This is a genomic window from Streptomyces flavochromogenes, from assembly GCF_000717595.1.
Taxonomy (GTDB): domain Bacteria; phylum Actinomycetota; class Actinomycetes; order Streptomycetales; family Streptomycetaceae; genus Streptomyces; species Streptomyces flavochromogenes.
Map to the genome: position 1 here is coordinate 1 of NZ_JNZO01000030.1, position 14,531 is coordinate 14,531.

14 protein-coding genes are annotated in these 14,531 nt (G+C 72.0%); 12 read left to right on the forward strand and 2 right to left on the reverse strand.

Features of this window, described 5'->3' with window-relative positions; genetic code table 11:
- Nucleotides 1-181: 181 nt before the first annotated feature.
- The 5 genes from IF00_RS0131905 to IF00_RS0131925 all read left to right on the forward strand — a co-directional run bounded on the left by IF00_RS0131905 (nucleotide 182) and on the right by IF00_RS0131925 (nucleotide 5,036).
- Nucleotides 182-2,251 carry an FUSC family protein gene (locus tag IF00_RS0131905; RefSeq protein ID WP_030324096.1) on the forward strand — a complete coding sequence of 690 codons (2,070 nt, stop codon included), beginning with the start codon at nucleotides 182-184 and terminating at the stop codon, nucleotides 2,249-2,251.
- Nucleotides 2,252-2,399: 148 nt separating this feature from the next.
- Nucleotides 2,400-3,035: a lipase chaperone gene (locus IF00_RS46520; protein WP_030324098.1), complete on the forward strand. Its 636-nt coding sequence runs from the start codon at nucleotides 2,400-2,402 to the stop codon at nucleotides 3,033-3,035.
- A gap of 260 nt (nucleotides 3,036-3,295) precedes the next feature.
- Complete coding sequence (locus tag IF00_RS0131915; RefSeq protein ID WP_051820721.1) at nucleotides 3,296-3,778, forward strand: SigE family RNA polymerase sigma factor; 483 nt, start codon at nucleotides 3,296-3,298, stop codon at nucleotides 3,776-3,778.
- On the forward strand, nucleotides 3,775-4,584 hold the full coding sequence (locus IF00_RS42910) for a hypothetical protein (RefSeq protein ID WP_051820717.1): 810 nt from the start codon (nucleotides 3,775-3,777) through the stop codon (nucleotides 4,582-4,584). The genes IF00_RS0131915 and IF00_RS42910 overlap by 4 nt, the downstream gene beginning before the upstream one ends.
- 239 nt (nucleotides 4,585-4,823) lie before the next feature.
- A complete protein-coding gene (locus IF00_RS0131925) occupies nucleotides 4,824-5,036 on the forward strand; it encodes a DUF397 domain-containing protein (protein WP_030324103.1) in 213 nt (70 codons plus the stop codon).
- A 128-nt stretch (nucleotides 5,037-5,164) separates the two neighbouring features.
- Here IF00_RS0131925 and IF00_RS0131930 read toward each other — a convergent pair whose 3' ends face one another.
- Complete coding sequence (locus tag IF00_RS0131930; RefSeq protein ID WP_030324106.1) at nucleotides 5,165-5,662, reverse strand: ATP-binding protein; 498 nt, start codon at nucleotides 5,660-5,662, stop codon at nucleotides 5,165-5,167.
- Nucleotides 5,663-5,969: 307 nt separating this feature from the next.
- Between IF00_RS0131930 and IF00_RS0131935 the strand changes: the two genes are divergently transcribed.
- The 7 genes from IF00_RS0131935 to IF00_RS0131965 all read left to right on the forward strand — a co-directional run bounded on the left by IF00_RS0131935 (nucleotide 5,970) and on the right by IF00_RS0131965 (nucleotide 13,016).
- The gene (locus IF00_RS0131935) at nucleotides 5,970-6,842 is read left to right on the forward strand and encodes a helix-turn-helix domain-containing protein (RefSeq protein WP_030324108.1); all 873 of its coding nucleotides are present in this window, start codon (nucleotides 5,970-5,972) and stop codon (nucleotides 6,840-6,842) included.
- Between the two features lie 85 nt (nucleotides 6,843-6,927).
- Nucleotides 6,928-8,385, forward strand: coding sequence for an aldehyde dehydrogenase family protein (locus IF00_RS0131940; RefSeq protein ID WP_030324109.1), 1,458 nt, complete (start codon nucleotides 6,928-6,930; stop codon nucleotides 8,383-8,385).
- Between the two features lie 137 nt (nucleotides 8,386-8,522).
- Nucleotides 8,523-9,062, forward strand: coding sequence for a DinB family protein (locus tag IF00_RS0131945; protein WP_030324111.1), 540 nt, complete (start codon nucleotides 8,523-8,525; stop codon nucleotides 9,060-9,062).
- Between the two features lie 45 nt (nucleotides 9,063-9,107).
- Nucleotides 9,108-9,722: a PadR family transcriptional regulator gene (locus tag IF00_RS0131950; protein WP_030324113.1), complete on the forward strand. Its 615-nt coding sequence runs from the start codon at nucleotides 9,108-9,110 to the stop codon at nucleotides 9,720-9,722.
- Nucleotides 9,723-9,842: 120 nt separating this feature from the next.
- The gene (locus tag IF00_RS0131955; protein ID WP_078944926.1) at nucleotides 9,843-10,865 is read left to right on the forward strand and encodes an ATP-binding cassette domain-containing protein; all 1,023 of its coding nucleotides are present in this window, start codon (nucleotides 9,843-9,845) and stop codon (nucleotides 10,863-10,865) included.
- Entirely contained in the window at nucleotides 10,862-11,626 is a 765-nt protein-coding gene (locus IF00_RS0131960) for an ABC transporter permease (protein ID WP_030324115.1), read from the forward strand. Before IF00_RS0131955 ends, IF00_RS0131960 begins: the two co-directional genes overlap by 4 nt.
- 283 nt (nucleotides 11,627-11,909) lie before the next feature.
- Nucleotides 11,910-13,016 carry a WD40/YVTN/BNR-like repeat-containing protein gene (locus IF00_RS0131965; RefSeq protein WP_245234690.1) on the forward strand — a complete coding sequence of 369 codons (1,107 nt, stop codon included), beginning with the start codon at nucleotides 11,910-11,912 and terminating at the stop codon, nucleotides 13,014-13,016.
- Nucleotides 13,017-13,083: 67 nt separating this feature from the next.
- Here the strand turns inward: IF00_RS0131965 and gad are convergent, their stop codons facing one another.
- Nucleotides 13,084-14,502, reverse strand: a complete 1,419-nt coding sequence (gad, locus tag IF00_RS0131970) for a glutamate decarboxylase (protein WP_030324117.1) — start codon at nucleotides 14,500-14,502, stop codon at nucleotides 13,084-13,086.
- Nucleotides 14,503-14,531: the final 29 nt, after the last annotated feature.

Sequence of the window (14,531 nt, forward strand, 5' to 3'; positions counted from 1 at the left end):
GGCGAGGGCAGGGCTGAGCGGGCGGGGTCTCGGGCAGAGGGGGGCGGGTTCGGGAGAGCCGGGGTTCGGGAGAGCCGGGGTCTCGGGCAGAGGCGGGGCGGGGTCGGGAGAGCCGGGGTCTCGGGAAGGGCGGAGTGGGTGAAAAGTCCTGTTCTGAGGTGATCGCGGATACGCTCGGGGCATGAGCTGGCTCCGGGCGCTGAAGGAGACCGCCCGCTCCGGGCTCACCGTCGAGCGGCGGCGGCTCGACCCCGTCATCGCGGCCCGCGCCGCCCTCGGGCTCGCCCTCGTCGTGGGCTTCTCGCTCGCCGTCTTCGGCCCCGCCGTCGCCGCCGCCTCCGCGTTCGGCGCCTTCCAGGCGGCCATCGCGACCTTCCAGCGTTCCTGGCGCCCCCGCCCCACCCTCGCCCTCGCCTCCGGCGCCAGCCTCGCCGTGTCCACCTTCGTCGGCTATCTCACGGTCTCCCACGAGGCCCTCTTCCTCGCCCTGCTGATCCTCTGGACGTTCCTCTCGGGCCTCGCCTGGGCCGCCGGCCCCACCGCCGGCATCATCGCGTCCTCCAACGTGGCGATCATGCTGGTGACCGTCACCCTCCCCACCTCCGTCGCCACCGCCGCCGGCCATGCCGCCATGATCTTCGCGGGCGGTGTCGTCCAGGCCGGCCTGGTCGTCCTCCTCCCGGTCCGCCCCTGGGGCGCCCAACGCGACGCCCTCGCGGACGCGCTCGCCGCGGAGGCGGACTACGCCCGCCGACTCCGCCACGACCCGGTCGCTCCCTTCGACCCCCTGCCGCTCATGACGGCCCGCAGCGCGGCCGCCGTGACACCCGGCCAGGCCCGTCGCCGCCCGGCGGAGCTCCACGGGGCCCGCGGCCTCGCCGAGCGCATCCGCCCGGTCCTCGCCTCCCTCGCCGACCCGGCCGTCGGCGTCCCGGAGGAAGGCCCGGCACGCGCGCGCGTACAGGAGCTGCTCGCGGCCGCGGCCTCCGTCCTGGACGCCGCCGCCCACGCCATCCGGCACGGCGAACCCGTCACCCTCCCGCCACCGGCCGTCGCCGCCCTCCGCACCCCCGACACCGACGCGATCCTCCACGGCCCGTCCCGCCGGGCCGCCCTCCGGCTCGTCGCGCTGCTCGGCGACGTCGTGGAGACGGCCGAGCCGAGGACGGAGACCTCGGGCCGTGGCGCCACGCCCCGGGAGCGGCCCACCCTCGTCCGTCTGACCCCGATCGTCGTCGCGAAGGCGCGCGCCGAGCTGCGCCGGGACTCGCCGATCCTGCGCCACGCGATCCGCGTCTCGGCGGTCACGGCCGCCGGCTATCTGCTGGGCACGGTGCTCCCCCTCGGGCACGGCTACTGGGCGCCGATGGCCTCGGTGATGGTGATGCGCCCGGACTTCTCGCAGACGTACGCGCGCTCGGTGGCCCGCTTCGGCGGCACTCTCGTCGGAGTGGCCCTCGCGACGGCGGTCGTCCAGTCGGCCCATCCGGGCGTGTATCCGTCGGCCGGCCTCGCGGTGCTGTGCGCCTTCGCGGTGTACCTGCTGGTGCGCTCGGGGTACGCGGCCGGCCAGGTCTTCGTCGCCGCGTATGTCGTGTTCCTGCTCGGAATGGAGGGTGTGGGGGTCACCCAGACCGTGCGGGACCGGGTGACGCTGACCCTGATCGGCGGGCTCCTCGCGATGCTCGCGTACGCCGTCTACCCGGCGTGGGAGACGCCTCGGCTGCGCGGCCGGCTCGCGGACTGGATCGCGTCGGTCGGCCGGTACGCGGCGGTCGTCACCGCGCGGTACGCCGATCCGGCCGGGCCCGCCAGCCCCGACGTACGAGAGGCGCTCCTGGACACCCGGGCGGCCCGCGTCGCCTGGCAGGAGGCCGTGGAGAGGGCGACGCACGAGCCGGTACGGCACCGGGGCCTCTCGCACGCGGCGACCGAACAGGCCGACCACGCGCTCGCGGAGTTCGGGCGGGTGGCGATGCTCATGGAGGCGCACCTGCCGGAACGCGGCGCCGAGCCCGTCCCCGCCGCGGCGACCCTCGCGGAGTCCCTTCGCCGGGCGACGGAACGGGGCGCCAAGGACGTACGGGAACGCAAGGAGCCCGACTGGGACGACCTGCGCGAGACGGTCGACGGCTGGTCCGACGACGCACCGGACCACTTCCTGCTGCACAAGGGCGCGGTCCTCCTCCTGGATGCCCTGGACGAGGTCACGACGGCCCTGACGGACTCCACGCGGGCGCGTGCGCGGTAGCGCCGCCCGCTCCTCCCGCACGGCAGGGACGCCGTCCGTACGAATTTCGCGAGCATGTCATCCGGCATGCGGCCGGGAGGAGTTGGTACGGGAAGAGGGGCGTGGATGTGACGCGGTCCTCCACCGACATCCATCCAGGAGCAACCGCATGAAGAAGTACTGGCCGGCGGCCGCCGGCGTCGTGGCCGCCGTGGCGATCGCGGCACCGTCGGCCGTCGGAGCGCCCACGGAGACCTCCACGATCTCCACGATCTCCGCGACCTCCGCCACATCCGTCGCGACCGGCACCGCGGCCCGGACCGAGCCCGCCGAGGTCACCCCGGCCAAGGCCGCCGTTCCCGCCCCGAACCCGGTCCGTACCGTCCGTCCCGGCGAGCGCGTGGACGCCGGCCGGGGCTTCACGGTGTGGCTGACCCGTGACGGCAAGCACTGGACGGGCCCGGACGGTTACGAGAACTTCCGCAGTGTCGTCGACGGAAACATCGACCGCTCCGAGCCCGGCGTGAGCCACCAGAGCGAGGGCGACGGGACGGGCGTCTTCCACTCCGGCCTCTACTACGGGACCCGCAAGGCCGGGCGTGTCGAACTGAGCGACACCGAGGGCCACAAGACCGTCGCCACCCTCATCGCCCTGCCCGGCCGCCCCGACTGGGGTGTCTGGTACGCCCACACCGGGCCGGCGGACGGGAACGGCGGCAGCAGCCTCGGCGTCACCCTCTACGACCGCACGGGCAGGCTTCTGGCCGAGCTTCCGGGCTTCGACTTCCCGGCCGGCCGCGGCTGACCCGTGGCAGAAACGTGGCGGGGCCCGGCACGGGGCGGGCCCCGCCGCTCTCCACGGCACCATCGATCCACCGACCGAACGCGAGGTCCGACACCGTGCCGCACGAGTCCGTCACCGAGGTCGCCGAGGTCAGGGCGTCCACCGGGGCCACCGGGACGACCGGAGCCGTCGGCACGACCGGGACCGTCAGGACCGTCAGGACGACCGGGCCCTCCGAGGACGACGGCTTCACCGAGTTCGCCGTCGCCGCCTGGCCGCGTCTGGTGCGTACGGCGCAGCTCCTGACCGGGGACTTCCACGAGGCCGAGGACCTGGTGCAGACGACGCTCGCCAAGGTGTACGCGCGGTGGCGGCGGGTTCCGCGCGGGGAGATCGACCTCTATGTGCGCCGGGCGCTGATCAACAACAACCTCAGCCGCATCCGTCGGAAGCGCGTCGTCCATCTCCTGACGCCGGTCCTGCCGGAGTCGCTGCGCCACACCTCCGCGGGTCATGCGGAGGCGGTCGAACAACGCACCGCGCTCCTGGCCGCCTTAGCGGATCTGACCGCCCGTCAACGTGCGGTCATGGTGCTCCGCTACTGGGAGGATCTGACCGAGCTGGAGATCGCGAGCGTGCTCAACTGCTCGATCGGCACGGTCAAGACCCACGCCCGACGCGGTCTGGCCGCGCTGCGCGCCCATCCGGGGCTCGTCACCGTCCCCGCCCCGCCTCTCCCCGCCCCTACCGGAGCCCGACGATGACCCCCGCACGGCCGACGACACCCCCCGATCCCCAGCCCGATCCGCAACCCGACCCCGATCGCCGTCCGCACCGCGGTGCCGGGTCCCGTCCCGAGTCCGACCTGCGCGCGGTGTTCGCGCGGGCCGCCTCCGACGTCACTCCGGGCCCGCTCCCGCTGGAAGCCGTCCGGCGGGCGGGCCGGGCGCACCGGCGTCGTCGTACGACCGCGCTGTCGGCGCTCTCGGTGCTCGCGGCCGCGACGGTCGTGGTGGCCGTCGTCGTCGCCCTGACTCCCGTACGCCCGTCCCCGCCGGCCTCGGGACCGGCCCCCGTCGCCGTTCCGCCGCCCGTCGTCCCGACCTCGGCGCCGCCCGTACGCGCGAGCGAGGCGCCGCCGGACCCGACCCCGGTCAGGGTCGTGGACTCGGGCGAGCGGGTGAACGCCGGGAAGGGCTGGAAGGTCTGGCTGACGGCGGAGGGCAAGCACTGGGCCGGGCCGGACGGGTACGAGAACGTCCGCAGCGTCACCGACGGCAACATCGACGTGAGGGCGCCGGGCGTCAGTCATCAGAGCGAGGGGAACCCGAAGGGGGCCTTCCACTCGGGGCTCTACACCGGGACCCGCGCGGCGGGCCGCGTCGAGCTGAGGAACGCGGAGGGTCGCAAGGTCGTCGCCACCCTGCTCGAACTGCCGGGCAACCCGGGCTGGGGCGTCTGGTACGTGCACACCGGGCCGGGAATGGGTGAGGTCGGCACGGCGCTCTACGACCGGGCGGGGAGACTCCTCTCGGAGCTGCCTCTGATCCCGAGGGGCTATCCCTCGTGAGCGGGGACGGTGTCCTCCGGGGCCGCCGATCGAAGATCGGGACCCGTAGGGTGAGGGTGGCGGGGGCGCTGTACTCGCTGGTAGCACGCTCTGTCGCGTAGCCGCTACGCCACCCCCCGTGCACGTGCATCTGCTCATGCATGGGCATATGAACACAGCTATGATCCGAGGAAGTTGACACCTGCACCAAGCAACTCGGGGAGCTACCAGTGCATCATGCGCATCGCGCGTACAACGGCATGGCGGCCGCGGAGCTGCGAGGCGTCGTGTGGCAGAAGAGCAGGCACAGCAACTCCCAGGGGTCCTGCGTGGAGTTCGCCAAACTGCCGGGGGGAAACGTTGCCGTCCGCAACTCGCGCCACCCCGAAGGCCCCGCCCTCGTCTACACGCCCGCGGAGATAGAGGCGCTCCTCCTCGGCGTCAAGGACGGCGAGTTCGACCACTTGGTGTGAGCGCCACGCGGATGCGTGGGCCGCGTCGACGAGGGTGCGCGGACCGCGGGCATGCGGCGGACGTACGAAGAAGGGCCCCGGCGGATGCGGCCGGGGCCCTTCATGCGTCTGTACGGTGCGCGGCGCGGCTACTCCGGACCGATCCGGAACAGCGCCCACACCACCTTGCCCCGCAGTGTGCCGGCGAGCGGGTGCCACCCCCAGCTGTCGCTGAACGAGTCCACCAGGAACAGTCCGCGTCCCGACTCCGCGGCGAAGTCCTCCTCGCCGCCCCGTGCCTCCGGGCTCTCCCGGCTGGGGTCGCGCACGGCGCACACCAGGCGCGAGGACCAGCGCATCAAATGCAGGCGAACCGGTGGGTTCTGGCCTTCTTCCTGGGGCGCGTCGGCGGGCACCGCATGGCGCAGCGCGTTGGTGACGAGCTCGGAGACGACCAGGGCCACGTCGTCGAAGCGCTCGGTCAGCTCCCAGCGGTCGAGCGTCGCACTGGTGAACTTCCGTGCTCCGCGCACGGCTTCGTACCGCGCGGGCAGCGCGCACGAGGCGGAGGTGGAGACGGCGCCGGGATCGATCGGCGGAAGGCCCTGCCGTAACGGCTCGAGCACGGTCGATCCATTCGTCCCCATGCGAGGCACTCCCGGGAATCGCGACTGTGGTGCGACAACACGACAACACGAACGAGTACGCGGCTGCGCGGGGTCCATGGTTCCGAATGCGACCACTGGATGCAAGGGCAGATGCACGTGCACGCGCCGGACCTGTCCGTCCCCGTGCGTAATCTGTGCATAAGTCGTCCGCCGCTGGAGGCGAACTTTCCGCGACTGCCCGGAACTCGCCGTCTTTCCGTAATCGAATGTGTACGCGCTGAAGCGTTTGGTGGCAGAATCCGGGGCTCGACGGGGGCTCGACACCGTAAAGGGGAGGCTGGGAGCCGTGACCGCAGGCGAATCGGGCGGAGCGAGCGGGAGTGTGGTGCGGCGCATCCTGCTGGGCTCACAGCTGAGGCGGTTGCGCGAGTCGCGCGGGATCACCCGCGAGGCGGCCGGTTACTCGATCCGTGCGTCCGAATCAAAGATCAGCCGTATGGAGTTGGGACGGGTGAGCTTCAAGGCCAGGGACGTCGAGGACCTCCTCACGCTGTACGGAGTCGGGGACGAGGCCGAGCGCGGCTCGCTCCTCGGGCTCGCCCGAGAGGCCAACGTCGCCGGCTGGTGGCACAGCTTCGGCGACGTCCTGCCGGGCTGGTTCCAGACGTACATCGGCCTGGAAGGCGCCGCCTCCCTCATCCGCGTCTACGAAGTGCAGTTCGTCCACGGCCTGTTGCAGACCGAGGCGTACGCCCAGGCCGTCGTCACCCGCGGCATGCCCGGCGCCCCCGCCGCCGAGATCGACCGCCGCGTCGCGCTCCGCCTCGAACGGCAGAAGGTCCTCGTCTCCGAGCGCGCCCCGCAGTTCCACGCCGTCCTCGACGAGGCCGCGCTGCGCCGCCCCTACGGCGACCGGTCCGTCATGCGGGGCCAGTTGAGGCATCTGATCGAGGTCTCCGAGCACCCGGGCGTCACGCTCCAGATCATGCCCTTCAGCTTCGGCGGCCACGCCGGCGAGAGCGGCGCCTTCACGATGCTGAGCTTCCCCGAGTCCGACCTCTCCGACATCGTCTACCTGGAGCAACTCACCAGCGCCCTCTACCTCGACAAGCGCGAGGAGGTCGCCCAGTACCAGCGCGTGATGGAGCGGCTGCAGAAGGAAGGCCCGGATCCGGCCGAAAGCCGTGATCTTCTGCGGGGACTCCTCCAACTCACCTGACACATCAGTACGATGACGTGACATCAGTTCCGACGTCACTTCTGTCATCCGTGCGGAAGTAGAGCGGGTAGAGGGGTCTCGATCCATGTCGCACTTCACCGACCTGGCCCACCAGTACATCGACGGCGAGTGGAAGCCCGGCAGCGGCTCGTGGGACATCATCGACTTCAACCCGTACACGGGGGAGAAGCTCGCGTCGATCACGGTCGCCACCGCCGCCGAGGTCGACCGCGCCTACCGCGCCGCTGAGCGCGCCCAGGCCGAGTGGGCCGAGACCAACCCGTACACCCGCCGGCTCGTCTTCGAACGTGCGCTGCGGATCGTCGAGGACCGCGAGGAGGAGATCGCCGAGACGATCGTCGCCGAGCTCGGCGGCACGCGCCTCAAGGCGGCCTTCGAGCTGCACCTCGCCAAGGAGTTCCTGCGCGAGGCGGTACAGCTGGCGCTGCGCCCCGAGGGGCGCATCCTGCCGTCCCCGGTCGACGGCAAGGAGAACCGCGTCTACCGCGTCCCGGTCGGCGTCGTCGGTGTCATCTCCCCCTTCAACTTCCCCTTCCTCCTGTCGATCAAGTCGGTCGCGCCCGCGCTGGCCCTCGGCAACGCCGTCGTCCTCAAGCCGCACCAGAACACCCCGATCTGCGGCGGCACCCTCGTCGCCAAGGTCCTGGAGGAGGCCGGCCTGCCGGCCGGTCTGCTGAACGTCGTCGTCACCGACATCGCCGAGATCGGCGACGCGCTCCTGACCCACCCCGTCCCGAAGGTCATCTCCTTCACCGGCTCCGACAAGGTCGGCCGCCACGTCGCCACGGTCTGCGCCCAGAACTTCAAGCACGCCGTCCTCGAACTCGGCGGCAACAGCGCCCTGATCGTGCTCGACGACGCCGATGTGGACTACGCGGTCGACGCGGCCGTCTTCAGCCGTTTCGTGCACCAGGGTCAGGTCTGCATGGCCGCCAACCGGATCCTGGTGGACCGGACGCTGGAGGAGGAGTTCACCGAGAAGTTCGTGGCGAAGGTGAAGACCCTGCGCGTCGGCGACCCCGCCGACCCCGCCACCCACATCGGTCCGCTCATCAACTCCCAGCAGGCGGAGGCCGTCTCCTCGCTCGTCGACCAGACGGTCGAGGCCGGCGCCACGGCACTCCTGCACGGCGCGGTCGACGGCAACCTCGTCTCCCCGTCCGTCCTCACCGGCTTCGCCCCGGACGCCCCGATCCTGGGTCAGGAGATCTTCGGCCCGGTCGCCCTGATCGTCCCGTTCGACGGCGAGGAGGAGGCCGTACGGATCGCCAACGACACGCCGTACGGGCTCAGCGGCGCCGTCCACACGGGGAACGTCGAGCGGGGGGTACGGGTCGCCAAGCGCATCCACACCGGCATGATCCACATCAACGACGGCACCGTGCACGACGAGCCGATCGTGCCCTTCGGCGGCGAGAAGCACTCGGGCGTCGGGCGGCTCAACGGTGAGGCGATGGTGGAGAGCTTCACCACCCAGAAGTGGATCTCGATCCAGCACGGCCGCAGCCGTTTCCCCTTCTGATTCCCGGGTCCGGGCCCGCTGATTTCTCCTTGCGGACAGTACTTGTCCGCAAGGGTTCGTAACGTGAGGGGTGTCGGGAAAGGGGCGCCGAGCCTCCCCCGGCACCCATCGGCGTAGGCGTACGGAAGGCGGACATCATGGTGGCTCTGGTTCCCACGGAGGCTCACGGCGACGAGCGCGGCGCGCTCCTCAATTTCGTCGAGGCCCAGCGCGCCGCGATCCGCCGCGCGCTCCACGGCCTCACCGAGGAGCAGGCGGCGAGTCGACCCAGCGCCAGCGAGCTCAGCCTCTCCGGGCTGCTCAAGCACGTCGCCGAGGTCGAGCTGAACTGGCTCCGGCTGGCCCAGCAGCTGCCGAACGAGCGGCAGCGCACCCAGGAGACGTGGGGCGAGGGCTTCCGGCTCGTGGACGGGGAGACGATCCCGGAGATCGTGGAGTTCTGGGCGGGCGTGGCGAAGGAGACCGAGGAGTACATCCGCTCGGTGCCGAGCCTGGACGACACCTTCCCGCTGCCCAGGGCGCCCTGGTTCCCCGAGGACGGGCGGGTCTCGGTCCGCTGGATGCTGCTCCACCTGGTGCAGGAGGCCGGCCGGCACGCCGGGCACGCGGACGTCATCCGCGAGTCCCTGGACGGCAAGGGCTCCTTCGAACTGATCGCGGCGGAGCAGGCGGGGTGACCCCGCGCGCGTACCCTGGTCAAAATTGACTAGGAGGCACGTGGGATGTCGGCGATCCGTCTTCTCGTCCTGGGCGCGGTGAAGCAGCACGGCCGCGCCCACGGCTACCAGGTCCGCAACGACCTGGAGTTCTGGGGCGCGCACGAGTGGTCCCATGCCAAGCCGGGCTCGATCTACCACGCGCTGAAGCAGATGGCGAAGCAGGGACTGCTGCGCGCGCACGAGGTGGCGCCGAGCGCGGTGGGCGGGCCGCCGCGCGTCGAGTACGAGCTGACGGAAAGCGGCCTTGAGGAGTACTTCGCCCTGCTGCGTGAGGCGCTGACCACGTACGACCAGAAGATGGACGTCCTGTCGGCGGGCATCGGCTTCATCGTGGACCTGCCCCGCGAGGAGGCCGCGGAGCTGCTGCGGCAGCGGGTGCGGGCGCTCGACGAGTGGCGGACCGCGGTCACGGAGTACTACACGCCGGAGGGCGGCCCCGGTCAGCTCGGGCACATCGGCGAGATCATGCACATGTGGGTCCACTCGGCGGACGCCGGCAAGGAGTGGACGCTCGGCCTGATCGAGCGGATCGAGGGCGGGGCGTATGTGTTCGCGGGCGAGGGCGAACCCTTCGTGGGCGTGCTCGCGGAGGGTGAGGAGAACCCCTTCGCCACCTGATCGAGCACTGCCGCCCCCGACAGGCTGATCAAGTTTGACTAACCCCCGCGATGGGCATACCTTGCTCCGTCGGTGGCGACTGGTCAAATTTGACTACGACGAATTCCGGAGGAAATCGGCATGGCGACGACTGGGGACGCGATCCTTGTGGAGGGCGCGCGCAAGCGGTACGGGGAGAAGGACGCCCTGGCCGGCCTCGACCTCACGGTCCGGCGCGGCACGGTCCACGGCCTGCTCGGCCCCAACGGCGCGGGCAAGACGACGACCGTACGGATCCTGGCCACCCTGCTCCGCCACGACGAGGGCCTGGTGCGGGTGGCGGGGCACGACGTGAGGACCGAGGCCCGGGAGGTACGGCGGCGGATCGGGCTGCTCGGGCAGCACGCGGCCCTCGACGAGGAGCTGGGCGGTCGGCAGAACCTGGAGATGTTCGGCCGGCTCCACCACCTGGGCGCGCGACGCGCGGGCACGCGGGCCGACGAGCTCCTGGAGCGCTTCGGTCTCGCCGACACCGGCCGCAAGCCGGTCAAGCAGTACAGCGGCGGCATGCGGCGGCGGCTCGACCTGGCTGCCTCGCTGATCACGGAACCCGAGGTGCTCTTCCTCGACGAGCCGACGACGGGACTCGACCCACGCGGGCGTGGCGAGGTCTGGGAGTCGGTGCGCTCGCTCGTCGGCGGGGGCACCACGGTGCTGCTGACCACGCAGTACCTGGAGGAGGCCGACCAGCTCGCCGACCGGATCTCGGTCGTGGACCAAGGGCGGGTCGTGGCCGACGGCACGGCCGACGAGCTCAAGGCGCGGGTCGGCGTGGACCGCATCCACGTGGTCGTACGGGACGGGGCGCGGCTCGACGAGGCGGCCGGGCTGCTGCCCGTGCCGCGGGCCGAGGTGAGCGTGGACGCGGACCGGCGGCTGCTCAGCGCCCCGGTGGCGGACCGGATGGCCTCGCTCACCGAGACCGTACGGGTGCTGGCGGCGGCCGGGATCGACGCGGAGGACATCGCCCTGCGGCGCCCGACGCTGGACGAGGTCTTCCTGCATCTGACGGCGGCGTCGGACGGGGCGGGCGCCTCGGACGGGTCGGACGGGTCGGACGGGTCGGACACGGATGCGCGTCAGGAGAGGGAGGTGGCGGCATGAGTGCGGCGTACGTGGTGAGCGACTGCTGGACGATGACCCGCCGGGAGCTCGCGCACTGGGCGCGGCAGCCGGTGCAGGTCCTGGTCGGGCTCGTGTTCCCGGTGATGATGCTGCTGATGTTCGGCTATCTGGTCGGCGGCGGCCGGAGTGTCGACGGCGACTACGTCGACTTCCTGGTGCCCGGGATGCTCACGCTGACCATGGTGTTCGGGCTCGAAGGCACCATGACGGCGGTGACGCAGGACCTGAACAAGGGCGTGATCGACCGGTTCCGGGCGATGCCGATGACCGACGGCGCGGTGCTCGTGGGGCGGGCGGCCGCCGACATGCTCCAGTCGGCGGTGGGGCTGCTCGTGATGGTCGGCGTCGGGTACGCGATCGGCTGGCGGGCCGACGGCGGTCCGGGGAACGCTCTGGGGGCGCTGGGGCTGCTGCTCCTGCTGCGGTTCGCGATGCTGTGGATCGGGATCTTCCTCGCACTGGTCGCGGGGCGGGCCGAGCTGGTGCAGGCAGTGCAGATCCTGGTCTGGCCGATCGGCTTCCTCTCCAACGCCTTCGCCTCGCCGGACTCGATGCCGGGCTGGCTCGGCACGTTCGTGGAGTGGAACCCGATGTCGGCGACCGCGACGGCGGTCCGTGACCTCTTCGGCAATCCGGGCGGCGAGCCCGGGCACGTCTGGGCGGCGGTGGTGTGGCCGCTGGTACTGCTCGCGGTCTTCTTCCCGCTGGCGGTAAGGAAGTTCGGGCGGCTCGGGAAGTAGCCGGCAAGAGGCGGCGCGGAGAGGGGAACCCGAGGGCGGTGAGCGGTGTATTGAAAGCAGCGGTTCACCGCGGACCGCCCGAGGGAGGACAGGGGGACGTGCGATGCGCAGGCTCGTGGGAGGAGTGGCGGGCGCCGTCGTGGCGCTGGTGTTGGTGGTGTTGAGCGGGTGTACGGGGCCGAGGTCGGCTGTGGAGCAGGGCGGTTCGGGGAGCCCGGGAACCTCGGGGACTCCGGGTGCTTCCGGGGGGCCCGGTGCTTCGGGTCCGGTCGGCAAGGGGCCGGTGACGCGTCCGGATCCGGGGCTGTTCGGGGCACCGCCCCGGATTCCGTCGGCTCCGGCGCTGCCCGGCTGGGCGCACAGTCCGGGCTTCGCGCGGGACGGCAGCGGGTTCGCGCTGCTCGCCTCGTGCGTGAGTGACCCGGCCGCCCCGGAGAACGGCTTCTGCAGGCAGCACGTGGCCGTGCGGGACGCCGGGGCGAAGGAATGGGTGCTCCGGCGGTCCCCGCTGCCGAGGGTGTCGGGGACGGACGGCGTTTCGGCGAACCTGGTGCCCCTCGGCCCCGGCCGGGCGCTCGTCGAGGAGGGCGGCGCCGAGCCGGGCTCGCGGACGTGGTTCACCGAGGACGGCGGGCGCAACTGGCGGGCGGGCGACCGGCGCACGGTCGGGACGACCCAGGAGATACCCGAGGGGGCGGTGCTAGGCACCGACTGCGCCGTGCCTCCCGGGGCCCTGCCGGACGACTGCGAGCGGCAGCGTCTCGTGGTGATCTCGCCGCAGGACGGGCGGCGCCGGGCGCTGGCCCGGGTGCCGCTTCTGGGGGCGCATCCCCGCCCGCAGGAGCAGCCGGAGCCCGACGGGTCCTGGTGGGTCTCGGGCACGGACCCGCTGTCGGGGCGGGCGGCGGTCGCCGTTTCCCGGGACGGGGGTCGTGGCTGGACGGTCAGCCGGCTGCCGAGTCCCGTCGCGAGCCCCGGGTGGCACACGGCGGTGGCGGTCGGCAGGGACGCGGTGTACGCGGCGGAGATGGGGGAACTGGCGGGCGGTGAGCCGGTCAAGAACCCGCTGCGGGCGTTGCACCGTTCGGTGGACGGAGGGAGGACGTGGCAGCGGATGTGGACGACGGGGCCGAGCGAACAGCCCCGCACGCTGCTCGGCCTGCCGGTCCCGGGGCCCGGCGGCCGGGTGGAGATCGGCGCGGAGCTCTCGGGGTACGGCAGCGTGGACGGCGGCCGTACGTTCGTCCGGCTCGACGACGGCACGCACCACACCCGCCGCACCCCGCTCGGGCTGCTGCGCGAGGGGTCCCGCTGCCGGTACGCGCTGAGCGCGGACGGGGTGCGGTGGTCGGAGTTCCAGCTGGCCTGCGAGGACCCCGCGGGCGGTTGACGGGGAAGGGGGACGGCCGGACCACGGCCGGACCACCCTGCTCAGCGTGGGCCGGCCGGGCGCGTCCCTAGTGGTGGAAGGAGGTCGCGCTGCTGCGGTCGTCGGTGAACGGGTGCGGCTGGCGCCGAAGTTCGGGCAGGAGCCGGATCAGGTCCTCGATGAAGAGCGTGGCCAGGTCGGCGGAGAAGCCGTTGCGGCAGACCACGCGCAGCACGGACAGGTCCTCGCGGTTGGCGGGGAAGGTGTAGGCCGGGACCAGCCAGCCCTGTTCGCGGAGGCGCCGGGAGACGTCGAAGACGTCGAAGGAGGTGACGTCGGGAGCGGTGGTGAAGGCGAAGACGGGTAGCTGGTTGCCACGGGTGAGAAGCCGGAAGTCGCCCATGGCCTCGATCCGTTCGGCGAGGCCGCGCGCGATGTCGCGGGAGGTCTGCTGCACCACCCGGTAGCCCTCCCGGCCGAGCCTGAGGAAGGTGTAGTACTGCGCGACGACCTGGGCTCCCGGACGGGAGAAGTTGAGGGCGAAGGTGGGCATGTCGCCGCCCAGGTAGTTGACGCGGAAGACGAGCTCCTCGGGGAGTTCTTCGGGGGAGCGCCACAGGGCCCAGCCGACGCCCGGGTAGACCAGGCCGTACTTGTGACCGGAGGTGTTGATGGAGGAGACCCGGGGGAGCCGGAAGTCCCAGACCAGGTCCTCGTCGAGGAAGGGGGCGATCATGGCACCGGAGGCCCCGTCCACGTGGACGGGGATGTCGAGGCCGGTGCGTTCCTGGAGGGCGTCCAGAGCGGCGCAGATCTCGGCGACGGGCTCGTAGGAGCCGTCGAAGGTCGAGCCGAGGACGGCGACGACCCCGATGGTGTTCTCGTCGCAGAGGGCGGCGGCGGTCTCGGCGTCGAGGTGGAAGCGGTCGCCCTCCATGGGGACGAGGCGGGGCTCGACCTCCCAGAAGTTGCAGAACTTGTCCCAGCAGACCTGGACGTTGACGCCCATGACCAGGTTGGGGCGGGCGCTGCCGGGGTAGCGGTCGGCGTTCCGTTTGGCCCAGCGCCGCTTGAGGGCCATGCCGGCGAGCATGCAGGCCTCGCTGGACCCGGTGGTGGAGCAGCCGACGGCCGTGGCCGGGTCGGGGGCGTGCCACAGCTGGGCGAGCATGGCGACGCAGCGGCGCTCCAGTTCGGCGGTGCGCGGGTACTCGTCCTTGTCGATCATGTTCTTGTCGCGGCACTCGGCCATGAGGACGCCGGCCTGGGGTTCCATCCAGGTGGTGACGAAGGTGGCGAGGTTGAGCCGGGAGTTGCCGTCGAGCATCAGCTCGTCGTGGACGAGCTGGTAGGCGCTCGACGGGGGCAGCGGGCCTTCGGGCAACTGGTGGTGGGGCGGCGCCTCGGTCATGCCGCCGACCGGGTTGGCCTCGCCGAAGAAGGGGTTGAGGGCGAGCCGGCGTTCGGGCTGGGCGGGAGAGGAGGGGGAACCCTTGTGCAGCGGCATGGGGGACTCCTTCTGTCCGGTGGGAAGGG